Genomic DNA, 20,696 nt, shown 5'->3' with positions numbered 1-20,696 from the left:
ACTCAACTTAATTAAACGTATAGCCGTTGCCAGTTAGATTAGAATATGAACTAATGAGAAAATACGGACATCACGAGATTTTCAACCCTGTTAAGCGTTCCCTGCTATATGTCCTAATAGAGTTGGCGACTGCTATACTAAAAAATATTTTATACAATATCCGACTTGATCGGACTTCAAGATCCGACTTTGCCGACTAGCCCATAAGGGTGTCTATTTAGTAACTTTGCATACAACTAGCAAATATCAGACTTATGTAGATAAAAATTTTCGACAAGGTATAATCGACCTTAAAGATCAAAGAATTTCAGGGTGCGACAATAACCTTCTTTAATCACTTTTGAGAATAAAAATCGATGGCTGTTTGTAGTAAGCGCTGACTACTAACCTAGACAAAAGTCTCTAAATACAGGGATAACAGATTTTTATATGACAAGAGTAATCAAAGAGGAATAAATACCTTATCAATACAGATGCATACTCACCCATGTTCTTTGAAACAGCACTGCAACTTATAGAAGCTAACCTTGAAACCAAGACGGGGAAACATCTGACATCCCCAGAAAAAGAAATCCTCAAAGCTGCTTGGAACAACGAACCATATAACACAGTCGCCGATAGCTTATACTTGAGTGTGGGGTATATCAAAGACTTAGCTTATCCCTTGTGGCAGCAGCTTTCAGACTTATTCGAGAAAAAAGTCACCAAGAATAACTTTCGCAATATACTCACTGAGCAAAGTGCCAAATCCATTCTCACTCCAACAGAAATCGCAGCCTGCGATATTGAGCAAAATTTAGATCCCAAAGGCAATATATTAATTCTTGATGATGTGGTAGAGAACTTGCAGGTGCTCACAGAGATATTAACCAAAAAAGGTTACAAAGTTCGCTGCGTTACCAACGCTGTGATGGCATTCAAGACAATCAACCATAACCCGCCTGATGTGATTTTGTTGGATATTAAAATGCCTTCGATGGATGGCTACCAAGTTTGCGCAACACTGAAAGCCGATGTCGAATCCGCACAAATACCCGTTATTTTCTTAAGCGCCCTAGAAGAAACTATCGATAAAATTAAAGCCTTTGAAATAGGGGGATTGGACTATATCACAAAACCCTTTGAGCCTGAAGAAGTCATTGCCCGAATACAAACCCAACTCACTATCCAACAACAAAAGCGCCAACTACGAGAAGAAATTCAGCAACATCAACAAACCGCAGAAATTCTCTACCAATCTCGCGCCCTCCTCGCGAGTGTATTAGACACTTCCCGAGATGGAATTGCAGCTATGCAGGTGGTAAGAGATATGACTACTGGGGAAGTAGAAGACTTTCGCTATCTGGTAGTTAATCCCGCACTAGCCAAATTATTGGGCAAAAAACGAGAAGATCTGATGGGTACATCCATGCAGAAAACACGATTTAATCAACTCATTCCTAGATTATTTGATTTATTAGCCCAGGTCGTAGAAACAGGACAAGCACTAGAGCAAAAGTTTTACTGGTCAAATGATAATATTCAAAAATGGTATGACTTGACTGCTATTAAATTGGGAGATGGCTGTTCAATTAACATCCGTCAAATTTCAGAAATCCACCAGATGAATTCTCCGTTGACGCAAATAGCGAATTTGGTTTGATAACTTCAGTCAATCGAAAAGTTTTTGTTCACGGGTGCGTTAAACGTTTGCGATTTTTTCTTTCAAGTCAAATGGATTTTTACCTATAGCTCCGGGACCTTTTCCACCATGACCAGGATCAATACATACTTTCATTGCTTACCTCCTTGTAATTCAAATTCAAGAAACAATAAATGTAGTGTAGGAAAAAAGTAATCAAAGAGTTGAATATATTATTCATAAAAAAATATTTATCTTGATTTTGCGTTGTCGTTCGACTATTTGTAAGACTTGTAGTAGTCATAGTCATAGCTCCTTTTAGGCAGTAGCAAAAGTCCTCGATCTACTATTTGTATTTACATTACCAATCTCACACCTAGCATACAAAGGTGTGAGTCTGATAAGTATATATATAACCAGCAAATACAGTTGGTTAATCTATTTAGAGACGGGGTTGGAAGGGATTTTAGAAGGTTTTTATGTAATTCTTTCCGCCTGACTTTTACAGTAGTTTTCACATAAATGGATCATACCCTTTTTAAAGGCGCAATTATGTGCTTCCTCATGACTATGGTCTATTGACCTGAAAATTGCTGTAAGTAAAATCGCCGAAATCAGTAGGAGCAGTTTACCAATATTGTGTGTAATTGCCGACTATATCCAATTGGAAGGCTCCTGAAAATCAACCATTTATGTGATTAGAGGAAAAATGATGAAAACTTTTGCTAAGTTCGCTCTATCTTTGTGTCTAGCTGTAATGGTGTCTTTGTTTTGGATGACTGATTCTCTAGTAGCTAGTGCTACTCCACTATCAGTTGGCACTACACTTGCTGCTGCTTCAACACAATCAGCCGTCAAAGTTGATTTTATTGGACTAAACTCATCACTAAACACAAAAGCAGAAGTTAAGGCGATTCAAGAAGCCCTGAATAAAGTGGCAACAAAAGCTGGTTTTAAAGCAATTCAGGTAGATGGTGTTTTTGGACCAAACACAGAAAAAGCTGTGAAGAAGTTTCAGGAGCATAAGGGTCTATTATCAGATGGGAAAGTAGGCAAAAGAACAGTAACTGCATTAGAAATATCGTGGAAATCGTTGCCAAAGTTAGCTCAGGCATTAGGAATACCGTCTAATGTTGCATAAGTTGGTTCATCAACAACGACAGTGCTGAGTTAAAGAATGATTGTTAGGCTGAGGGTAATATGTGAGCTTTTTAGCTTACATATTACCCTTCAGCATTATTAGAACACTCTCAAACCAAATCTTCAAGCTCACATTGATCTACAGAATCGTGATATTTTTCATATATTAAGCTGCTTGAAAGGTAAACAAGCTTTTTATTGGGACGGATGCACGAAAAAAGTTTTGCAAAAGTTGTGCAAAAAATTACCTAAATCAAATAATAATGTGTAGCTATCGAGATTTTTTGGATTTATATAATTTGATTTAACAGCAACTGTATTGGAAACTATTCAGTTAAATACAAAATCTTATCAAACTGAAACTTATTCATCCAATCCCTAAGAGTCATGATCTCAAAACTATAAAATGCAGGAATTTCGTCAATGAGTCGAGCAACCAATTCCGCATCAGCATCAAGAGCAGCGTCATGCAATTTAACAATCCATTGCTTGGGCATTTCTGCTAGTAAATCAGATAAATTAAACGCTTCTTCCGGCATGTCACCTGGTCGTTTAGAGAGTTCTATATACTCATAAAGATAGCTCACTCCCAGATATTTTTTCATCACATCAAAAAGGATTTGTTCTTGAAATGGTTTTCGCACAAAATCATCACAACCAGCCGACAAAATAACCACCTTTTCTTCTTCTAACGCACTGGCTGAAAGAGCAATCACAACAGTGGCTTGACCTTTTGTCGTGCTTTTAATGCGTTTAGTAGCTTCAAAACCATCTATAACGGGCATTTGCATATCCATCCAAATCAGATGGGGAGACCATGATTCCCAAATTTCAATAGCTTCTTGACCATTAGTAGCTTCTTGTAGCGCAAAACCAACAGGTTGGAAGAGTCTAACTAATAATTGACGATTATATGTATCATCATCCACCACGAGTAAGCGATATTTTGGCTGGTTGGGAGCGAGCGAAATAACACGACGCTTTTGGGGTTGCTTGTCAATTTCGCTCGGCTCAACGTTCCCGACTTGAATATCAAATTGAAATGTTGTACCTGCTTTTAAGAAAGTAGTTGTGTCATCGTTAAATTCCCTAATAGGATTTTCAGGATGGAAAATTTTTCCACCACTAATAACTGTTATTTCACCACCCATTAAACGGATAAATTGACGGCTAATAACTAATCCTAATCCCGTTCCTTGTTGCAGCTTTTGTCCTGATGTAGTTTGTACAAAGGGTTGGAATAGTTGAGCAAATTCGCTTGGTTCAATACCAATACCCGTGTCTTGAACTTCAAAGGGAATTGAGTATTGAGCGTTCAAAAGAGGTGAATTTTTCCCTATTTCTTGTTCCCTGCGATGCACTGAGCTTGTCGAAGTGTTCCCTGTTAAACGTTCCCTATTTCCTGTTTCCACCTTGACTGATACACTTCCAGAATCAGTAAACTTAATCGCATTACCGATGATATTAATCAGCACTTGTCGCAACTTAACTTCATCTGTGCAAATATATTGATCAACATCAGCAGCGCATTCAAATTGTAACTGTAAGCCCTTATCTTTGGCTGACAAAAGAAATATATTTTCTAAATCTATTAGGAAAGTTTTGAGATTGAAATTATTTAAGGATAGCGTCATGCGTCCCGCTTCAATTTTGGATAAGTCAAGCACCTGGTTGATGAGAGTTAGCAAGTGTTCTCCACTGCGATGAATGTTCTTGAGGTTTTCTTGTTGTTTCGGTGAGAGATTTGTGTCTTGGTTCATCAGTTGAGAAAAGCCCAAAATAGCATTCAAAGGAGTTCGTAATTCGTGACTCATGTTAGCGATAAAAATACTTTTAGCAAGGTTCGCAGCTTCTGCTAACTCTTTCGCCTTTGCGAGTTCTGCTTCTGTTTGCAAGCGGGTGACAACTTCCGACTCTAACTGTGCATTAGCTTGCGCCAGTTCGGTTGTACGTTCATGCACTTTTAGTTCTAAGGTTTGGTTGTAGTTTGTCATTAATGCTTCGGCTTGCTTTCGCACAGTTATATCTTGAAAAACAGCGATCGCATACTCCACTGCACCACTACAATCAAAAATTGGCGTGCTGGTCACTTCTAGAAAAATGATACGATCAGTTTGGTGTAGTTCTAAATCGTCTGCTGTGACTTTTTCACCCCCCAGACTACGCATGATAGGTAGTTCTGCAGTTGGGTAGATTTGTCCCGTACCTGCTCGATAAACATGGTATTGTTCTGATAATTGCTCTTTAGTAGCTGTTGGGAAATCTTGAATGTTAAGTAACTGCTGGGAAGTTTGATTGGTGTAGATGAGTTTTCCTGTGAGATCGCGGATAGAGATTCCCACTGGAATGGCATTTAAGAATTGATTGAGACGGTTTTGATTTGACTGGACTTGAGCATAAAGTCTGGCGTTGGTAATGGCGATCGCTGCTTGAGTAGATAGCAGTTGAATGATTTCTAATCGCTGTGGTGTAAATACGTGAGTGGCTAAATTATTTTCTAAGTAAACAGCGCCAATCAGTTGTCCATGATTCAGCACAGGAAAACACAAAATAGATTTAGGCTGGCGTACTGTGATGTAGGAGTCATAGAGATTTTGAATTTTTAGCTTCCTGGTTTCTACTTGCGAATGCGGATTTTGAATTTGATTAAATGCGTCACCCAAAACAATAGTTTCTTTAGTGCGGGCAACATAATAAATAATAGACGTAGGTAAACAAGTTTCAATAGCAATAGACTGCAATACTGTAATCTGCTCATTTTCAGTGTTACCTGATGCTTCTACCCTGAGTTCACCATCTTTTTCTAAAATTAAATAACCAGTTTGTGCCCCAGCATTTTCCAACAAGATTTTCATCAAAGTAGAAAGCAGTTTATTTAACTCAATTTCGCTGGTAATAGCAAAGGATGCTTTCATCAATGTTGCTATATCTAAAGCTGACTCTAAATTATTGCCAGTTGACCGATTTGGTAGACTTGTGCGTGTGTCAATGAAGGTATTTTCTGTTGTTACTTTTTGGAAAAATTTTGGATAGCGTGACTCTAAATCTTCAACTTTAGCTATTGCTCCCCACAGTTCATAACAGTAGTGAGCTTCTTGAAAATAAGTTTGAGCAATTTTCTCTTTACCCCATGCAAGGTAAAACTTAGCAGCTAGTTCATTGGCTAGGGCTTCTTCGTTGAGGTATTCATTTTGTTTGGCAAGAGCAATAGCTTTTTCATAATAGTCTATTGCCTTGAGGTTTTTACCAGAAACTCGATGTCGCTCTGCTTCCACTAGATAGAATTTATGCAGGTGAGTCATGGGAGCAAAATACGCCCATTTTTTGAGCTTTTTCTGGTTCGATCTAACCTTATGGAGGACAAGTTTTTGTTCAGAGGAGGAGATATCAGTATAGATAGCAAGATGGACTAAAGAATTGTAGAAGTGAGACAGAGGAATTGTTCCTAAAGCACTGTCAAGATTTTTTTCGACTAACTGAGCATTTTCTAAAGCTTGCTGATAGTCTTGAAAAAGATAACCGAGAACTAATTTGTAAAAATAGAGGGCATGACAGATATTCTGAGCATTTGCTTCTAAATGTAGGGGTAACATTTTGATTTCGTCATAGCTTTCACCAATTAAACTGCACTTCTTTTCAGTGCGTCCTATCAAGTTCAATACAAGCTGTCGATTGAGTTGGTTATAATAAAAAGCTGTTTTTTGTTTGAGTTGGCTGAGGGTATGACTGTACGTTGCCATCTCTTGCTCGATTGTTGCCAAGTCCTTACCCAATACATAGGAATGGTAGGAGTATACGCAGGCTGAATAAGCGGCATATTCTAAATCTCCAGTCTCCAAACCAATCGAGTAAGCATCCAACAAAGGGGTTAAGGTATTCCTAAGATGCTCTTTCCAATGATTGATAAAGTAATTAACGATAAATAACGTCCTAGCTTTGAGTTCTTTATCATTAAACTTATCGAGCAACCTAAGAGCCAATTGACCGAATTGATAACCAGTTTCAATATCTCCTACAGCTTCACCACAAAGAATTAATCCGTAAGCGGCATAAGCATAGGCAGACACAGAAGTATTACCGTATTTGAGTGATAGATTGACCTGTTTCAACACCAGCAGCCCAAGCAGTTCAGGTGAGGCAAAGTAGGCAGCAGAGGCTACACGCGATAGGATACGCATAGCTGCTAGCTTGTAAGGGTTCGTCATTGCTGGCAGGTTGATTAAATCTTCGACTCGTTTCCCTACCAAAGCTAACTTTGTCCTCACCAGTTCAAGTAAAATATCTAATTTATTTGGCTTTTTTGGAAAGCGAATTCCCAAAAGCTTCAAGACTGAAAGTCCCGTCTTGATCCCTTCCAATGGTTTATTGTAGACTGTGCAAGCTTGAATCTTTACTTCATATATCTTCACTTTATCCAAAAGCGTTTTGGCTTGTTGCAGTACAACAAAAGCTAATCTCTCCATTTCCTCAAAGTCGCCACTCAAGATAGCAGCTTCTGCTGCTTCCACATAGACTGTCAGAGTTAGGTCATACTGACGAATCCAGCTATCTACCGAAAGACAATTCATGCCAATTCTTAAGTAGTTCCAAGCTGGTTTCCAAGCGGCTGATGCCTTCGCTTTTTGACCAGCCATGAGATTTAATTGAGCGAGTTTATCCTTTTCTAACTGAACGTCTATTGCTTCAATACCGAAGTTGAGTTGATTGACAATATCAAAAATCTTTTGTTGGAGTACCTCTTGCGGGGTATTTTGCCACAAAAGTTGCCCGACTTTCCAGTGAACGGCTTGTTTGTTGTCTGGAGGAATTAGGGAATAGGCAGCTTGCTGAATGCGATCATGAGCAAATTTATAAATAATTTTTAATTCGTTCAATTCTCGGTCTGTTTGAAGAAATTTGTAATCATCTCCGACAGGTAATATCAATCCCGCTTGCATGGCATCCCATAATTCATTAGTCGTTTCTTTTTGAGGTTTTTCATTAATAATTGACAGCGTTTTCACATCAAATTGGTTTCCAATACAAGCGGCTAACCGTAAAACGTTTTGTGTTGACTCTGATAAGCTTTGAATCTTTTCACACATTAATTCCACAACATTATCAGTAATATTTCGAGATATAATTTGTTTTAAATCCCAAGACCAAGCCCGAGAATTACTATCATATTTGAGTAATTTTTCCGTATAAAGTGACTTCAAAAACTCTTTAATAAAGAAGGGATTTCCCTGTGTTTTTTCCCAAACCAACTCGGCTAATCTTTGAGTAGGGAGGCACTCAGCCTTTAACGTATCTGCAATGAATTCATTCACCTGGTTTAAATTTAGGGGTGAAAGAGAAAGATGGTTAATGAGTGCCCCCTGGTTGTTCATTTCAGATAAAGTCAGCATAACAGGATGAGTTGCGCTGACTTCGTTATCTCGATAAGCTCCAATCAAAAATAGATATTTAGTGTTAGTATGAATCATTATCTGTTGAAGCAATTGCAGCGTGGCGCTGTCTGTCCATTGAAGATCATCTAGAAATAGAACGAGGGGATGCTGTTTTTGACTACATACCTGGATCAAGTTTTGAAAAACTAAATTAAACCGATTTTGTGCTTCTATTGGAGGAAATTTGGGTACGAGATGCTGTTTGCCAATAATCAGTTCAATTTCTGGAATGACATCAATAATAATTTGTGCATTGACTCCTAATACTGCTACAATCTTCTGCTGCCAGTGTTGTAACTGAGCTTCAGTTTCGGTCAGCAATTGTCGCACTAATTCTTGGAATGCAGCAATTAAAGCTTGATAAGGAATATCGCGGTTAAGCTGGTCAAATTTACCCGCAATAAAGTATCCGCGTTTTTGAGTAATGATCTGGTAAATTTCTTGGACTAAAGCTGATTTTCCAATTCCAGCAGATCCAGAAATGAGCATAAGTTCTGTTTGTCCTTGCGTGACTCGCTCAAAGGCAGTAAATAAGGACTCAATTTGTGATTTTCTGCCGTAGAGTTTTTCAGGAATTTGTAAGTTATCATTAATATCTTGGCATCCCAAAGTAAAAGTTTTGATTTCACCTGTTTGATATTGAGTCAGACAAGTTTCTAAATCTCCCTTGATTCCCCAAGCGCTCTGATATCGCTCGTCTGCTGTTTTTGCCATTAACTTCATGACAATTTCTGAGATATTCAAGGGAATGTCTGCATTAACTGCATGAGGAGGTATCGGTTGTTTAGCAATATGGCAATGTATCAACTCAAGTGCATCCACAGATTCAAATGGAACCTGAGTAGTGAGCAATTCATAAAAAGTGACACCAAGAGAATAGAAATCGGTGCGGTAATCGAGCGATCGATTCATCCTGCCTGTTTGTTCTGGAGAAATATAAGCTAATGTTCTTTCTATAACATTAGGACTTTTGAGGCTGGTATTCTCTTTTAATAAAATGCTAGACAAGCCAAAATCAATTAATTTTAATTGTCCAGTTTGAGGATTTAAGACAATATTGGATGGATTAATATCTTTGTGAATGATATTAATTTGATGAAGTTGTCCTAAGATATTTGTTATTTGGATAGCAATGCAGAGAAACTCTGCTAAAGAAAAGGGACGCTGTTCCTGCAGTATTTTTAAAGATTCGGCTCCAAAATCTTCTAACAATATAAATTGTGTGTTCTGGTATTTTCTTAACTCGTAGGCTTTAATCGTTCCCTCTAAATTGAGATGACTAGTGATTTCGTATTCTTGCTGATATCGATAAAGTTCGGCAGGCGTGGGATAATCCTCTTTAAGAAGTTTTAAAATCAAAGGTTGCTGATTCTTCTTGAAGACAGCTTTGTAAACGAGAGTATTAGCACTTTCGTAGATTTTGCTGACAATTGTAATATCTGGCAATGAAATCATATTTGGGATTATTTCTGCTTACATTAACTCTCTCAAAGTGCTCGAAAATCCTCTCAGATTGGCTATGATATTTACACCAAGTATCTTGGTGTTCAAGCTGATGTCAAAATTCGGTAGATTAGCAAGTTATTAGAGAAGCCACTGCTGCGGCAAAACTTAAACCAAAACCCTCTGTTAAAGAATTTGATGGTAGATTTATCTAAGAGATTCTCAGGGTTTTCTTCTGAGTCAGTAGCCCAAAGCACGACAAAAAAATACTACCATTAGATAGCTTCACATTTTGACACCTGAGGTAGTTCTTTCAAGAAACACGCTTAACAAGGAATAGGGAAAAAAGTGTTTATTTGATTCATAACGGGTGGTGCGCCGCCTGGGGGGCGCTTTCAACAAGCCAAGTTTAGGCAGTACAACAAACCGTTACACAACACCTATCCAAAGCTACTCATAACTAGAGTTTTCTATGACAGACTACTTGTACTAATTAATTCGCTTTGGACTTCGTTTACTTCTTGCTTCAACCTGGAAGTGTCGGCACTAACCAGTCCACAAGCTAACCTCGCCTAACTGGCGATTTTGGACAAATTGATTGCGGCGTTTAAGTCACGGTCGATGACAAATCCGCAATGATCGCATTCAAACACTCGTTCTTTCAAAGTGAGTGTTTGTTTTTTAGTTCCACAGTTTGAGCAAGTCTTGGAACTGGGAAACCACCTATCAGCCACAACTAACCTTGAACCATACAGTTCGCATTTATAAGTTAGCTGACGACGAAATTCAAAGAAGGACATATCGGCAATAGCTTTAGCTAGTTTATGATTAGCCAACATTCCTGATACATTGAGGTCTTCAATGACTATTGTGCCGTGGTTCTTGGCAAGTAGTGTTGTCAGTTTATGCAGAGTATCTTTGCGGATGTTGGCTATTTTTCGATGTAACCTAGCTATTTCTAATTGCGCTTTCTTCCAGTTATTTGAACCAACGACTTTATGTCGATTCAACCACTGTATTCTAGATAACTTAGCCTCATATTTCTTGTAGGACTTAGTACCTACAACTACCTCACAAGTTGAGAGAGTCGCCAACACTTTGAGCCCTAAATCAACGCCTACAACGTCTTTTTGACAAGACTCTTGAACATCGACCTCAAACCGGAAACTAATAAACCATCTGTCGGCTTTACGAGATATCGTTACTGATTTCGGTTTTATTTGTGGTAGTCGCTCATAAGTTTTGAGGACGCCAATCACTGGCACCTGAATTTTGTTATTACCAAGAATCTTCACTGTACCTTCAAGCGTGAAAGAGTCGCGTTGACCTTTCTTTTTGAATTTGGGGACGCCAGCAGTTTTCTTAAAGCAACGTTTCCAAGATTCACGCAGCCCCATTAATGCTTGTTGTGGTGTAGACTTGCTGACTTCGTAATACCATTCGTATTCACTTTTTACTAGTACTACTAACCATTTATGCAAGTCAATAGCAGAAGGAAACTTAATCTTTGAATCTGGATTAGCTTTGTTGTGAGCCAATATTTGCTTAGTCAAACCCAAGCCCCAATTCCAAGCATGACGAGCTACTCCACAATGTTTTGCAAAGGCTGTGCGTTGCGCTTTATTCAGTTTCAATTCAGTCTTGAAACCTAACAACATTTACTTTACCACGCCAGGTGCTTCAACCGGGGGAACCCCGGCAACGCACTGGCTCTCCTTAACTACTTGAGTCATACCATCAATCAATTTTTTGTTTTTCTTACTTCTAGAACCGTAAAGACGGGCACCGAACACAGTTATCAGTTCAATCATGTCTTGGACTAGTTCCTGCTCAAACGTTACCTCCTCATTTGATTTGTTAATAGTGCATCTGCCGTTCCATTGTAGCGACTGGGGTAGGCGAGTAGTTGCACAAGCGCATTGAGTGGATATTCACCCTACACATATGCACCGCGAGTTACCTCACGGTGCATATTTACACTCAAGCGATTTTGCGTAGTCTAAATTAACGATTTGGAGTTATGAATAATAATCTTATGATTCCTCTTGCTCCATCCACTTCCCCGCTTTATCGAAGTAACCTTGTTACCCTAACGTCATATTCAGTGCCTTTTGGATGCTCACTTCTGGCTTGAAACAATGCCATGCCATCAGCTTTTTGTTTTGACTCTGCGTCGATTTCGTATCGTGTCGTCCCGTTTTGACAGGTATTGTTCGTCTGGTCAAAAAATTCCTTAATATCCACCAATACTTCGTAGGTATGAATCATTTTGGCACCTCCGAATGTGCTGTGTGTAAACAATACAGACAGAATCTACTATCTGAATTATGAATCTTTGAAAAGCGCCAGTCGTCAAACAAATACAATTCTTTATCCTTATTAAAAAAGGTTATCAATACTTTTAAATACTAAAAAATTAAGCACTTCTTCAGTCTGAACAAAAGCTTACCGATAAATGTCACAGTTCAAGCTGCGAAATGTGGAAGGTAAAGGTGTGAGGCTACACCAATCTGGTACTAATCTGATTTCGCCTACCGAACCTAGACCAGTTTCGGGAACAACAGCATCATAGATGACAGGAATCCCTTCTTGTCCTGCGGATATACCCACACCATGTTCAAAGTAGTGGGACAGCATTCCCAAATGAACCGCTTTGCCACGAATGATGTTGGCATTGTCGCACCACAAAATGCGGACGAAATAAATACCAGCATCTTGAAGAGATTTTTTAACTTGCTCAAATGTATGGTTTTCAGTCATAGAAAGGGCGTTGAGTTGTCAGCTAGCCCGAAAAAATATTACCATTGCAATTTCAGTAATTCTCAAGGACGTATCCTCAAAACCCTTGAGTCACTCAGCCTTTATCGAAGCTGTTCACAAAAATATAAAATTGTTGAAATATACTCATTATCCTTAGTACATTTGCGGGGATAGATATTAAGTTTTTCTGGCTCCAAGATATGGTAATGAGTAAGGCATAGTGTTTGAAATACCCTTGACATCAGCTTTAGCGACAAAACTGAGAGAACTTTTCACAGCTTAACAATGTCATCGTAAGTTTACAAACATAGTATAAAGAATTGGGTGGATAACAAAAATACAGTCAACAATAACTATAGCCAAAGCTATAGTTTCGCTAACCTATGCAGCCGATTCGCACTTTTAATGTTTCCCCTTCACTACCGCAGCGACTTGAGCCACTGCGGAAGCTGGCATATAACCTGCACTGGGATTGGAACGTTGAGACGAAAGACTTATTCCGACGCTTAGATCCTGACTTATGGGAATCTAGCCGTCATAACCCGGTTTTGATGCTCGGTACCATTAGTCAAGCGCGTCTGTTGGAAGTCGTGGAAGATGAAGGCTTCCTGGCACAGATGGATCGAGCCGCGCGCCAGTTAGAGGATTATTTGCAAGAGCGTACCTGGTATGAAAAACAAAGAGTTGGTCATGCCTCAGATGAGAAAGGACAAGAATACTACGCCTATTTCTCGGCTGAGTTTGGGCTTGTAGATTGTTTGCCAGTCTATTCTGGAGGCTTGGGAGTTCTTGCTGGGGATCACCTCAAATCTGCTAGCGATTTAGGGCTACCTTTGGTTGGTGTGGGTCTACTCTACCAGCAAGGCTATTTTGCTCAATATCTGAACGCTGATGGTTGGCAGCAGGAACGCTACCCAATCAACGACTTTTATAATATGACTTTGCACCTAGAACGCAATCCTGATGGCTCAGAATTGCGGATTTCGGTCGATTATCCAGGACGTACTGTTTATGCTAGAGTTTGGCGTGTACAAGTGGGATCAGTTCCCCTGTATATGCTCGACACTAACATTGAACCCAATAATTCTTACGACCACAACATCACAGACCAGCTTTACGGTGGGGATATCGATATGCGTATCCACCAAGAAATTATGCTGGGGATCGGTGGTGTGCGAATGCTAAAAGCCCTTGGATACAACATCACCGCGTATCATATGAATGAAGGTCACGCGGCATTCTCTGCCCTAGAACGTATCCGCATTCTTCTTCAAGAAGAAGGGCTGAGTTATCCCCAAGCCAAACAGGTGGTGGCTTCCAGTAATATCTTTACAACTCACACACCAGTACCGGCGGGAATTGACTTGTTCCCCCCAGACAAAATGTTGTACTACCTGGGACATTACGCTGATGTCTTTGGCTTAACTAAAGAACAATATTTGGCTTTGGGACGCGAAAATACTAAAGATTCGTCTGCGCCTTTTAGTATGGCAGTCCTGGCACTGAAAATGGCGACATTCTATAACGGTGTGGCACAACTGCATGGTGTGGTGTCACGCCAAATGTTTAAGAGTTTGTGGCAAAATGTGCCCACAGAGGAAGTGCCGATCAAAGCAATTACGAACGGCGTTCATGCTCGCAGTTGTGTTGCTAAATCTACACAGGAGTTGTACGATCGCTACCTAGGACCAAGCTGGTCATCCGCACCGACTGATAACCCTTTGTGGGAACGCATGGACGCGATCCCCGATGAAGAGTTGTGGCGTAATCACGAGCGCTGCCGCTTAGATATGATTGTCTATGTGCGGGAGCATCTGGTGAAGCATTTGCGAGACCGTGGGGCTTCTGCCTCAGAAATTGCCTCTGCACAAGAAGTTCTTGATCCCAAAGTTCTCACCATTGGCTTTGCCCGTCGCTTTGCAACCTACAAACGTGCTACTCTGTGGATGCGCGATGTTGAGCGAATTAAGCGGATTTTGTTGGCCAACAAAGACCGTAAGGTGCAGTTTGTGATCTCTGGTAAAGCACACCCCAAGGATATTCCTGGTAAGGAACTTATCCGCGAGATCAATCACTTCATCGACGAACAGGGTTTGCAAAAGCAGATTGTGTTTGTCCCCAACTACGATATTTATATATCTCGGTTGATGGTTGCTGGTTGTGATATCTGGTTAAACACTCCGCGCCGTCCACGGGAAGCTTCTGGTACAAGTGGCATGAAGGCAGCTATGAATGGTTTGCCGAATTTAAGCGTACTAGATGGTTGGTGGGATGAAGCTGATTATGTTCGTACTGGTTGGGCGATTGGACATGGAGAAATGTATGATGATCCCAATTACCAAGATGAAATAGAGGCAAATGCTTTTTACGATTTGCTGGAAAATGAAGTTGTCCCTCTGTTTTACGACCGGGATGTTGATGGTTTGCCTCGCCACTGGGTTGACAAAATGAAGGATGCAATCCGGTTAAATTGTCCGTTCTTTAACACGGCACGGATGGTGCGAGAATATGCAGAACGCGCTTATTTCCCCGCAAGCGATCGCTTCCACACTCTGACTGCTGATAAATACGCCCCAGCGAAAGAACTAGCTGATTGGCAACAGAATCTCACTGCACACTGGTTCGACATCAAAATAAAAGATGTTAACGTATCCTCTGGAGCAGATATTGAGGTTAACCAAATTGTTAACGTCAAAGCCAAAGTTGATCTGGCAACTTTGACGAACAATGATGTACAGGTGGAACTCTACCAAGGTGCCATTGATGCTGATGGCGGTATTGTCAACGGTGTTCCTGTGGTCATGGATTACCAAGGAGAGGATAAGGATGGCTTAAGTACTTACACCGTGGATATATTGTATAATACATCTGGTTACCAAGGCTTATCTTTGCGAGTTTTACCAAAACACAAAGACCTCTCTAGTCCTTATGAGCCAAGGTTAATTGTTTGGGCACAGTAAAGAAGTAAAAAGAAAAAGTTAAAAGTAAAAAAAATACTTTTAACTTTTGGAGGGGATGACAATGTAACCTGTGGTGCGATCGCCAAGAACCAGGTTACGTTGCTCCCCCCAAAACCACCAGTATGCAGCGACATAAGCACAAATGAGGCTATCGAGTTTGTCTTCGACTTGTTTGAGGGCTGCGCCTGTGGTGGGAATTTCGGAAAGAAACGAACCATCAAGACACAGAGGAGGTTGGAGAGAGGGTAAGATTTCTGTGATGTAATGGTGGAGTTTGATGAGTTCGAGGCGGCGATCGCTCAAGCGTCCTTTTTTATATTTAAGAATTCGTTCTAAGCCAAATAAATTAACTATGGCTGGATGAGGAAAGACTTCTATTTGATATCTGCCTGGTTTTTGTGGTTCGATAGTTGGTGCGTGGGCAAAACCACGGGCTTCTAATTCTAAGCCAAATTTGACTGTCCTTTCTGCAAAAGGTAAGCCCAGATTTGCTGGATAACATCCAGCGTGATACTTGCCAAAGTGTTTGTGGGTGAGTTTGTCGGGTAGGCGACTTCCAGTAGCGTTGGGAATGAGGGTGGGTGCATCTACACCGATGATGGCGGGTTCTTCTGGTGTAACGCAAGTATCAATCCAAGTTAAGATATCTGCAATAGATTCTTTGCGGTCTAAATCTTGTATTTGCAGTTTTCCGTCTATGAATTGTAAGTAGCATAAACCGCTGGGTTGGGATTTCCAGCCTAAGTCAATTCCGAGAAATTTCATTGTTGGATTAATTGTTTTGCCTCCTTGTCCTTCACTGAAATGGTACTTCAGATGTCGGTTGTAAGTTAACACTCATATCAAGTTCGGTTAATTACTTACAATAAAAAAACCTCACCCCGCCCTATGCCTAACGGCACGCTACGCTATCGGGCACCCCTCTCCTTACTAAGGAGAGGGGATGGGGGTGAGGTTCTTGGTTTTTTATAAGTGTTCATCCGGACATGATATCACTTGATTTCTGTATAAGTCAGCCTTAATGAGACCTATCAAGAAATATGGAACAGTTCTATTGACTGCTCTTGTTTGGGAATTATTCTGGAAGTTGTTAGAAGGTGCAGCCTTATATGATTCAACAAAGTGCAAAATCTAGCTCCAAATTCTTCGCCTTATTGATTGGGGTTGATTGCTATTTACCGAACATGCTACCACAAGGAGCTTCTTACAACAGTCTTGCTGGTTGTGTGCGCGATATTAATCATGTCGAATCTTTCCTGAGAAACAAACTGCAAGTACCCCCAGCACATATTCTTAAACTTACAGCTTCCAACTCTGACAGTCCCAACATACCGCAAGAGCCATCCGAACAGCTACCTACATATGACAATATCGTAGCTAAATTTAAGCAACTCACTGATTTAGCTGAACCTCAAGACCAAGTCTACATCCACTACTCCGGACATGGTGGACGTTCGACAACAATTTATCCTGATCTCAAAGGAAGCTACGGGTAGATGAATCACTTGTCCCTACAGACATTGGCAATCCAGAAGCTCGTTATCTTCGTGATCTAGAGTTGGCAACACTCTTACAAAATATGGTAGATAAAGGGTTAGTGGTTACACTAGTTCTGGATAGCTGTCATTCTGGAGGAGCAACACGAGGAGGAGTCAATGATGCTAATATTCGCGGTTTAAATAAGAATATTATAGACACAACGCCACGACCAACAGAAAGCTTAGTTGCATCAACTGAAGAATTGATCCAAAACTGGCAACAATTAACACACGGACAACAAAACACTCGCAACGTAACTGCAGCTAGTGGATGGTTACCTGAACCTAAAGGATATGTTTTATTGGCTGCTTGTCGGGATAATGAGTCTGCTTATGAATATGCTTTCAATGGTAAAGAAAACAATGGTGCGTTAACTTATTGGTTATTAGACTCTCTACAGAAGTTGGGGAATGATTGTACCTTTAAGGTACTCCACGATCGCATCCTCGCAAAGATAAACAGTCAGTTTCAACAACAAACACCAATGCTGCAAGGAGAAGGCGATCGCCTGCTCTTCAGCGGTAAATCTACAAAACCACAATCTGCCATTCTTGTCAAGAAAGTAGATGTGGCAAACAATCAGGTACTCCTGCAAGCAGGCGAAGCACAAGGTTTGCGTAAAGGCGCGGAGTTTGCCATCTATCAATTAGGCATAACCGATTTTTCCCAAACTGATAAACGAGTCGCACTGGCTAAAGTTGTAAAAGTGCGTGCAGAAGAATCTATTGCGGAAGTTACCAAAATCCTGCGTCAAGAACAAGCAGGTAACAACTTGCGTCTTTATATTCCTCCTTCTAAAGCGGGTAATTCAACACAGCAAACCCTCAGTCAAGGAATTATTGAAGATGGTGCTTCTGCTATACTACTGTCTCCTAGTGTCAAACTTGTCCGAAAGGTACGCCTGTTGCCTCCTTTAGAAAATCAGCAACTACCAAAAGAAATAGATTATAAAGAAGCATTGACAGCAGTCAAAGCCGCTAAAGAAAACGTAGAAGGCAATGGTTGGGTAGAGTTCTTATCTAGTGATCAACCGAGTGATGAACCTGTCACCTATCAGGTATCTGTCAACGCTGAAGGGGAATATGAAATTCTGGATGCAGGTGGAGAATTAATTAATTTGCGCCCTCCACTCAAAGTAGACGAACACAATGCTGCAGCTAGTGTCGTTAACCGCTTAGTGCATCTTTCCAAGTATCAAGCGACTTTACAACTAGACAACAACGACCCAATATCATCATTTGCAGGAAAACTAAAAGTTGACATCTGCCTACCAGGAGAAACCAGAGGTGAATTATTACCATTAAATCCTCCAGGTAACGTCCCAACTTTTGACGTAGATGAATCTGCAATACTGCGTATCCGCAATGAATCAACCAAAGTTCTCAACATTACCGTACTGGCTATTCAACCAGATTGGAGTATTTCCCAGCTACACCCAAAAGGGGCTGCTGCCTTTGAACCGTTAGATCCGGGCAGGGAGAAAATGATTCGCATCCAGACAAGCCTTTGTGAAGGTTATAACGAAAGTGCCGATGTTCTCAAAGTTTTTGCCACAGTTGGTGCAACGAATTTCCGGTGTCTTGAACTACCAGCACTAGACAAACCTCGTAGGGGAACACAGGTATTTAGAGCAACTAACCCACTTGAAGAATTATTAGCAGCAGTTGCAAGTGTTCAACCCCCAAATAGAAATATAAGTGCTGCGGCTTATCCCAGTGACAAATGGACAACAGAACAGGTGAAACTGGTGGTGAAGAAGATTGTTAATTGTTAAATAGCTAACAGCTAATTTGTTCTATTGGCTGTTAGCTATTTAATAATAGTAGAACTTAGGCAGAAGAGATCCCCTAACCCCCTTAAAAAGGGGGCTTTTAAGGGGGTTAGGGGGGATGGAAGTTTCGGGTTTTCAGTGCGTAAGTCCTCAATAGGCTAGCTCTAAAACCTTTTCCAGATACCATGAACAACTACACCCATGTCAAAACCATTTTAATTCTGGCAGCAAATCCGACAAGTACCTCAAGGCTACGACTTGATCAAGAAGTACGAGAAATTGATGAAGGATTGCGACGCGCTAACAAACGAGCAGAATTCAAGTTAGAGCAAAAATGGGCGGTACGTCAGCGTGACTTCTACCGCGCCATGTTAGATTATCAGCCGCAAATTGTTCACTTCTGCGGACACGGTGCTGGGCAAGATGGTATTCTTTTGCAAGATGAAACAGGACAGCCTGCATTAATCTCCGGCGAAGCACTGGGGAGCATGTTTAAGCTGTTTGCCACTAAAGGAGTTGAATGTGTCCTTTTAAACGCTTGTTACTCCCAAATGCAAGCAGAAGCAATTCGCCAACACGTCAATTATGTGATTGGCATGAATTCGACAGTAGGGGATAAAGCAGCTGTTGGTTTTGCTGTGGCGTTTTATGATGCGATCGCCGCCGGGGAAGAGGTACAGTTTGCCTATGATCTTGGTTGTTCTCAAATGATTGGTTTTTTGGAACAGCAGACTCCAGTACTGAGCAAAAAACAGTTAATTATCCCCACAGCACCTCAAACAGAAGTCATTCCTCCCAACCCATATCAAGGATTGTCTGCATTTGGGGAAGAAGATGCAGCATTCTTTTTTGGACGTGATACATTTGTAAATAGCTTAGTGCAAGCAACTCGCTCTCAGTCGTTGGTAGCTGTGATTGGTCCTAGTGGGAGTGGCAAATCTTCGGTGGTGTTTGCTGGACTAATTCCACAGTTGCGAGGTGAAGGAAATTGGGTGATTGAATCCTTTCGTCCTGGTAATCAGCCATTTTATCAGCTTGCTTCTGTATTCGTGCGTCAATTAGAACCACCAGAAATTAGTGAAACTGAAAAATTGCGAGCAGCGGCTGGACTAGCAGCAGATATACAGCAGGGTAAAGTGACATTGCAGCAGGTAGTGTCTAGCATTAGAGAACGTAACTCAGATAAACGTTTTCTGTTGTTTGCCGATCAATTTGAAGAACTCTACACCCTTTGCCAGAAGGAAGAACAAGAACGCTTTACTGATACGTTACTCGAAGCTATCCATCAGAAAATTCTCACACTGGTTTTCACTTTACGAGCTGACTTCTACGGCTATGTTCTCTCCTACCGCCCTTTTCGGGATGCATTGCAGGAGTTTACACCCCAGCTGGTAAGTTCCATGAGTCGGCAGGAACTACAAGCAGCGATCGCCCTACCAGCCCAAAAGCTAGAAGTGCAATTTGAAGCACAATTACAAGAGCGAATCTTGGATGATGTGGGACTTGAACCGGGCAATTTACCACTGTTGGAATTTGCTCTTACCCGATTATGGTCAAAGCAGGAAAACCGATTGTTAACTCACCAAGCATATACTGAAATTGGCGGTGTGAAAAAGGCATTAGCTAATCATGCCCAGCAGGTTTATAGTCAACTTAGCCAAACAGAGCAAAAGCAGGCACAGCGAATTTTTGTACAATTAGTGCGTCCGGGGGAAGGAACGGAAGATACTCGACGGCTGGCTACACGCAAAGAAGTTGGGGAAGAGAATTGGGGATTGGTAAGTTATTTAGCAGGATACCAAGCCCGTTTAGTTGTTACGGGACGCGATGACAACTCAGGAGAAGATACAGTAGAAGTTGTCCATGAAGCTTTAATCCGCGAATGGCTGACTTTGCGAGAGTGGATGAACGCTAACCGTCAGTTTCGCGTTTGGCAAGAACGATTGAAGGTAGCAGTGATTGAGTGGAAGAATAGTAGCTATGACTCTGGGGCATTGTTGCGGGGTGTGCCATTGGGTGTAGCTCAAGAATGG

At 40.9% G+C, this 20,696-nt stretch carries 12 protein-coding genes and 1 pseudogene; 6 read left to right on the top strand and 7 right to left on the bottom strand.

Features of this window, described 5'->3' with window-relative positions; genetic code table 11:
• The first annotated feature begins 487 nt into the window (after window positions 1-487).
• A complete protein-coding gene (locus tag AC5590_RS00075; protein ID WP_169267779.1) occupies window positions 488-1,642 on the top strand; it encodes a response regulator in 1,155 nt (384 codons plus the stop codon).
• Between the two features lie 39 nt (window positions 1,643-1,681).
• Here the strand turns inward: AC5590_RS00075 and AC5590_RS00070 are convergent, their stop codons facing one another.
• Entirely contained in the window at window positions 1,682-1,777 is a 96-nt protein-coding gene (locus tag AC5590_RS00070; RefSeq protein WP_246162568.1) for an N-acetylmuramoyl-L-alanine amidase, read from the bottom strand.
• Between the two features lie 553 nt (window positions 1,778-2,330).
• Here AC5590_RS00070 and AC5590_RS00065 point away from each other — a divergent pair.
• Entirely contained in the window at window positions 2,331-2,762 is a 432-nt protein-coding gene (locus AC5590_RS00065) for a peptidoglycan-binding domain-containing protein (protein WP_169267778.1), read from the top strand.
• Between the two features lie 325 nt (window positions 2,763-3,087).
• Here the strand turns inward: AC5590_RS00065 and AC5590_RS00060 are convergent, their stop codons facing one another.
• The 5 genes and pseudogenes from AC5590_RS00060 to AC5590_RS00040 form a co-directional block, all read right to left on the bottom strand.
• Complete coding sequence (locus tag AC5590_RS00060; protein WP_169267777.1) at window positions 3,088-9,645, bottom strand: AAA family ATPase; 6,558 nt, start codon at window positions 9,643-9,645, stop codon at window positions 3,088-3,090.
• Between the two features lie 560 nt (window positions 9,646-10,205).
• Window positions 10,206-11,291: an RNA-guided endonuclease InsQ/TnpB family protein gene (locus AC5590_RS00055; RefSeq protein WP_169267776.1), complete on the bottom strand. Its 1,086-nt coding sequence runs from the start codon at window positions 11,289-11,291 to the stop codon at window positions 10,206-10,208.
• Window positions 11,292-11,495, bottom strand: a pseudogene (locus AC5590_RS00050) (hypothetical protein); the annotation flags it as partial.
• Between the two features lie 205 nt (window positions 11,496-11,700).
• On the bottom strand, window positions 11,701-11,901 hold the full coding sequence (locus tag AC5590_RS00045; RefSeq protein WP_169267775.1) for a hypothetical protein: 201 nt from the start codon (window positions 11,899-11,901) through the stop codon (window positions 11,701-11,703).
• A gap of 177 nt (window positions 11,902-12,078) precedes the next feature.
• Window positions 12,079-12,393 (bottom strand): hypothetical protein, encoded by a 315-nt coding sequence (locus tag AC5590_RS00040; protein ID WP_169267774.1) that lies wholly within the window; start codon window positions 12,391-12,393, stop codon window positions 12,079-12,081.
• 383 nt (window positions 12,394-12,776) lie between these two features.
• Here AC5590_RS00040 and glgP point away from each other — a divergent pair, with 383 nt between their 5' ends.
• Window positions 12,777-15,353, top strand: coding sequence for an alpha-glucan family phosphorylase (gene glgP / locus AC5590_RS00035; protein ID WP_169267773.1), 2,577 nt, complete (start codon window positions 12,777-12,779; stop codon window positions 15,351-15,353).
• Window positions 15,354-15,392: 39 nt separating this feature from the next.
• Here glgP and AC5590_RS00030 read toward each other — a convergent pair whose 3' ends face one another.
• Window positions 15,393-16,118, bottom strand: a complete 726-nt coding sequence (locus AC5590_RS00030; RefSeq protein ID WP_169267772.1) for a DUF429 domain-containing protein — start codon at window positions 16,116-16,118, stop codon at window positions 15,393-15,395.
• A 344-nt stretch (window positions 16,119-16,462) separates the two neighbouring features.
• Between AC5590_RS00030 and AC5590_RS00025 the strand changes: the two genes are divergently transcribed.
• The 3 genes from AC5590_RS00025 to AC5590_RS00015 all read left to right on the top strand — a co-directional run.
• Complete coding sequence (locus tag AC5590_RS00025; protein WP_282453084.1) at window positions 16,463-16,849, top strand: caspase family protein; 387 nt, start codon at window positions 16,463-16,465, stop codon at window positions 16,847-16,849.
• A gap of 23 nt (window positions 16,850-16,872) precedes the next feature.
• On the top strand, window positions 16,873-18,666 hold the full coding sequence (locus AC5590_RS00020) for a caspase family protein (RefSeq protein ID WP_348982751.1): 1,794 nt from the start codon (window positions 16,873-16,875) through the stop codon (window positions 18,664-18,666).
• 182 nt (window positions 18,667-18,848) lie between these two features.
• Window positions 18,849-20,696, top strand: a 1,848-nt coding sequence (locus tag AC5590_RS00015; RefSeq protein WP_169267771.1) for an nSTAND1 domain-containing NTPase, incomplete at its 3' end; no start/stop codon positions are given.

Source organism: Brasilonema octagenarum UFV-OR1 (genome assembly GCF_963888615.1).
GTDB lineage: Bacteria > Cyanobacteriota > Cyanobacteriia > Cyanobacteriales > Nostocaceae > Brasilonema > Brasilonema sennae.
Note: the sequence above shows the minus strand (reverse complement) of the source record. Positions and strands in the feature narration are given on the sequence as shown.